Source organism: Pseudomonas sp. SDO5522_S412, from assembly GCF_054071215.1.
The window spans coordinates 1-4,447 of record NZ_JBSVWQ010000343.1 but is presented as its reverse complement, the minus strand read 5'-3'; the positions used below and the strand labels follow the sequence as shown (position 1 = coordinate 4,447).

At 60.0% G+C, this 4,447-nt stretch carries 5 protein-coding genes; all 5 read right to left on the bottom strand.

Features of this window, described 5'->3' with window-relative positions:
• Positions 1 to 82 precede the first annotated feature (82 nt).
• The 5 genes from ACW9I6_RS31030 to oscA all read right to left on the bottom strand — a co-directional run bounded on the left by ACW9I6_RS31030 (position 83) and on the right by oscA (position 4,204).
• Positions 83 to 1,063: a sulfate/molybdate ABC transporter ATP-binding protein gene (locus ACW9I6_RS31030; protein WP_003218138.1), complete on the bottom strand. Its 981-nt coding sequence runs from the start codon at positions 1,061 to 1,063 to the stop codon at positions 83 to 85.
• Between the two features lie 3 nt (positions 1,064 to 1,066).
• A complete protein-coding gene (gene cysW, locus ACW9I6_RS31025) occupies positions 1,067 to 1,939 on the bottom strand; it encodes a sulfate ABC transporter permease subunit CysW (RefSeq protein WP_003218139.1) in 873 nt (290 codons plus the stop codon).
• Positions 1,940 to 1,952: 13 nt separating this feature from the next.
• Positions 1,953 to 2,771, bottom strand: coding sequence for a sulfate ABC transporter permease subunit CysT (cysT, locus tag ACW9I6_RS31020; protein WP_003218141.1), 819 nt, complete (start codon positions 2,769 to 2,771; stop codon positions 1,953 to 1,955).
• A 163-nt stretch (positions 2,772 to 2,934) separates the two neighbouring features.
• Complete coding sequence (locus ACW9I6_RS31015; protein WP_003218143.1) at positions 2,935 to 3,945, bottom strand: sulfate ABC transporter substrate-binding protein; 1,011 nt, start codon at positions 3,943 to 3,945, stop codon at positions 2,935 to 2,937.
• 76 nt (positions 3,946 to 4,021) lie between these two features.
• Positions 4,022 to 4,204, bottom strand: a complete 183-nt coding sequence (gene oscA / locus ACW9I6_RS31010) for a sulfur starvation response protein OscA (protein WP_003170956.1) — start codon at positions 4,202 to 4,204, stop codon at positions 4,022 to 4,024.
• Positions 4,205 to 4,447: the final 243 nt, after the last annotated feature.

Genomic DNA, 4,447 nt, shown 5'->3' with positions numbered 1-4,447 from the left:
GCGGAGTGTCAGTCACCGGATGTACCGACTGAACCACCGCATTCGCGAGCAAGCCCGCTCCCACATGGGTTTTGCGGCGCGTTTAGGCTTTTTGCCAGACCTTGGGCTTGAAGAACAACGTCTCGCCCCGCGCCAGGCCGGTCAGGCTGTCGTGGTCTTTCACCACTTCAGCCTCGATCAACTCGCTCTGGCCTTCGACCTTCAGGGTCACCCGGGTGGTCGCGCCAAGCGGGCGAATATCACGCACTTCAGCCGCGTGGTGGTCTTCCAGTTCATGGCGCGACAACGACACTTCATGCGGGCGGAACAGCACGTGCTTGTCTTCACCCAAATGCAGGCGGTTGGAGTCGCCGAGGAAGTGATAAACAAAATCACTGGCCGGGTTTTCGTAGACTTCGCCCGGTGAGCCAATCTGCTCGATCACGCCCTTGTTCATCACCACGATGCGGTCCGCCACTTCCATGGCTTCTTCCTGGTCGTGGGTCACGAACACCGAGGTCAGGTTGATGTCTTCGTGCAGGCGCGCCAGCCAGCGGCGCAGTTCTTTACGGACCTTGGCATCGAGGGCGCCGAAAGGTTCATCCAGCAGCAGCACTTTCGGCTCTACCGCCAGGGCGCGCGCCAGGGCGATACGCTGGCGCTGGCCGCCGGAGAGTTGTTCCGGGTAGCGATCCGACAACCAGTCGAGCTGCACCATGTTCAGCAGCTCGTGGACTTTTACCGCGATCTGGCTTTCGGTGGGGCGCTGGTTTTTCGGTTTCATCCGCAGGCCGAACGCGACGTTGTCGAACACGGTCATGTGGCGGAACAGCGCGTAGTGCTGGAACACAAAGCCGACGTTGCGATCACGCACGTCGTGGCCGGAGACGTCTTCACCATGGAACACGATGTTGCCGGCATCCGGGGTTTCGAGACCGGCGATGATCCGCAGCAGGGTGGTCTTGCCGCAGCCGGACGGGCCCAGCAACGCCACCAGCTCGCCACTCTGGATGTCCAGATTGATGCTGTTCAGGGCCTTGAAGGCGTTGAAATTCTTGCTGACATTACGGACTTCGATCGACATGACTTATTCCTCACCAGCACTTTTGCGCAGGCGGTTGATACGGTTCTCGCTCCACTGCTTGAGCAGCAGGATGAAGAGCGCCAGGATCAGCAACAGGCTCGCGACGGCAAACGCGGCGACGTGGTTGTATTCGTTGTAGAGGATCTCGACGTGCAGCGGCAAGGTGTTGGTCACGCCGCGAATGTGGCCGGACACCACCGACACCGCACCGAACTCACCCATGGCCCGCGCGGTACACAGCACCACGCCGTAGATCAGGCCCCACTTGATGTTCGGCACGGTGACATGCCAGAACATCTGCCAGCCGTTGGCGCCCAGCAGGCGCGCGGCCTCTTCTTCCTGGGTGCCCTGCTCCTGCATCAGCGGGATCAGCTCACGGGCCACGAACGGCACGGTGACAAAGATGGTCGCCAGCACGATGCCCGGCAAGGCGAACACGATCTGGATGTCATGGTCTTGCAGCCACGGGCCAAAGAAGCCCTGGGCGCCGAACATCAACACGTAGACCAGGCCGGCGATCACCGGCGATACCGAGAACGGCAGGTCGATCAGGGTCACCAGGATACTTTTGCCACGGAACGAGTACTTGCTCACGCACCAGGCGGCGCTGACGCCGAACACCACGTTGAGCGGTACCGAAATCACCACGGCGATCACCGTGAGTTTCAATGCCGACAGCGCGTCCGGCTCAAGGATCGCGGTGAAGAACGCACCCAGGCCATTCTTCAGGCCCTGGGACACCACGATAAACAGCGGCAGCAACAAAAACAGGAAGAACACCAGCCAGCCAAGGCTGATCAGGATGCGTCGGGACACCGCACTGCCACGACGGGCAGCGTTGGCCGAGGACGCGGCGGAAATAGACGATTGGGACATGTTCCGCGCCTCCTTATGGGTGTTCGATGCGCCGCTGCAGCAAGTTGATCAGCAGCAGCAGGACAAAGGAAACCACCAGCATCAGCACACCGATGGACGTGGCGCCGTGGTAGTCGTATTGGTCGAGCTTGACCATGATCAGCAACGGCAGGATCTCGGTTTTCATCGGCATGTTGCCGGCGATGAAGATCACCGAACCGTACTCACCGACACCTCGTGCAAACGCCAAGGCGAAGCCGGTCAACCAGGCAGGCAGCAGCGCCGGTACCAGGATGTAGCGGAACACTTGCAGGGGCTTGGCGCCGAGACAGGCGGCGGCTTCTTCGATTTCCCGGGGGATATCGGCCAACACCGGCTGCACGGTACGCACCACGAATGGCAGCGTGACGAAGGTCAGCGCGAGGGTGATGCCCAGGGGGGTGTAGGCGATCTTGAAGCCCAGGTCGGCGGCGAACTGGCCTACCAGGCCAGTGGGCGTGTACAGCGCGGTGAGTGCAATACCGGCGACGGCGGTGGGCAGGGCGAACGGCAAGTCGATCATCGCATCGATGATCTTGCGCCCGGGGAAGGTGTAGCGCACCAGAACCCATGCCAGCAGGGTACCGATCACGCCGTTGATGATCGCGGCATACAACGCAGTGCCGAAGCTCAGTTTCAACGCCGCCAGCACACGCGGTGCGGAGATGATGTTCCAGAACTGATCCCAGGTGAGTTGAGCGGCATGTACAAACATCGCCGCAAGGGGGATGAGTACGATCAGGCTGAGGTACACCACGGTGTAGCCCAGCGTCAGCCCGAAGCCGGGTATGACGGGGGAGATACGACGCGACATAAGAGTCCTTGGTTAGCGGGTAGATACCACTGTAGGAGCGAGCTTCTGTGGGAGCTGGCTTGCCTGCGATGCCGGCACCTCGGTGTATCAGCTACACCGAGGTGATGCTATCGCGGGCAAGCCCGGCTCCCACAGAAAGCTGGCTCCTACAGTTTGATTTTGCTTACTGCGCCGAGTAGATCTGGTCGAACACGCCACCGTCATTGAAGAATTTCGGTTGGGCAGTTTTCCAGCCGCCGAAGTCTTTGTCGATAGTCACCAGGTCCAGTTTCGGGAACTGCTGGGCGTATTTGGCGGCGACTTTCTCATCGCGTGGGCGGTAGAAGTTCTTCGCCGCAATCTCCTGGCCAGCCGGGCTGTACAGGTGCTTGAGGTACTCGGTGGCGATCTCGGTATTGCCCTTTTTCTCAGCGTTCTTGTCGACCACGGCCACTGGCGGCTCGGCGAGGATCGACAGCGAAGGTACAACGATGTCGAACTTGTCGGCGCCGCCGTCTTCCTTCAGGGCCAGGAAGGCTTCGTTTTCCCAGGCCAGCAACACGTCACCCTGACCGTTGTTGACGAAGGTGATGGTCGAACCGCGCGCGCCGGTGTCGAGGATCGGCACGTGCTTGAACAGCTCTTTCACGTATTCCTGGGCCTTGGCTTCGCTGCCACCGGCTTTCAGGCCGTAGGCCCAGGCGGCGAGGAAGTTCCAGCGGGCGCCGCCGGAGGTTTTCGGGTTCGGGGTGATCACCGACACGTCTTTCTTGATCAGGTCGCCCCAATCCTTGATGCCTTTAGGGTTGCCCTTGCGTACCAGGAACACGATGGTCGAGGTGTACGGGGTGCTGGCGTCCGGCAGGCGGGTTTGCCAGTTTTCCGGCAGGGTCTTGCCCAGTTTTGCGATTTCGTCGATGTCGCCGGCCAGGGCCAGGGTCACGACGTCGGCGCGCAGGCCGTCGATTACCGCGCGGCCCTGCTTGCCCGAACCACCGTGGGATTGCTGGATCTTGACGTTGTCACCCGGGTGCGACTGCTTCCAGAAGCTGGTGAATTCAGCGTTGTAGTCCTGGTAGAGCTCGCGGGTGGGGTCGTAAGACACGTTGAGCAGTTCGTAATCCTTGGCAACAGCGGAACCGGCAAACACGGCACTGGCCAGTGCTGCCAGGGCATAACGGCGAATCGACGACATAGAAGGCTCCTGAAATTCTTGGGTGTTGGCTTTTTTCTTATAGTTGCGGGTCTTGCAATCGAATCGCCGGTGTTGCTCAGCTCGGTTTGTTGCCCGGGTTCTGCAAACGGAATTTCTCTTTGCGTTCGATTTGTACTACCTGGGCGTTGTGCACAGTGATTTCCACCGCGCCAAACCGCAGATCGCGCAGGGCGCTCTGGATCTCGCGCAAAATGGCTGCTTCGTCCTGGCCGTCAACGCTACGTAGAGATGCGCTCATGGTCGTGCTCCTGAAATGAGAAGTGCCTCGCAGTGGCGGCACTGCTTGCGGCGTGAGGGCGATAGTAGATAAGCGCGGATATTCTTAAAAATACTATTTAAGAATGTTTATATAACCAGAAAGAATTTTCTGATGGGACGAGGGGTTGCGAGGGGTTTGGCGGGACGACCCGTGAAATAAAGCCGTGTGGAGATCCAAATGTGGGAGCGGGCTTGCTCGCGAAGGCGGTGGGTCAGTGACAGA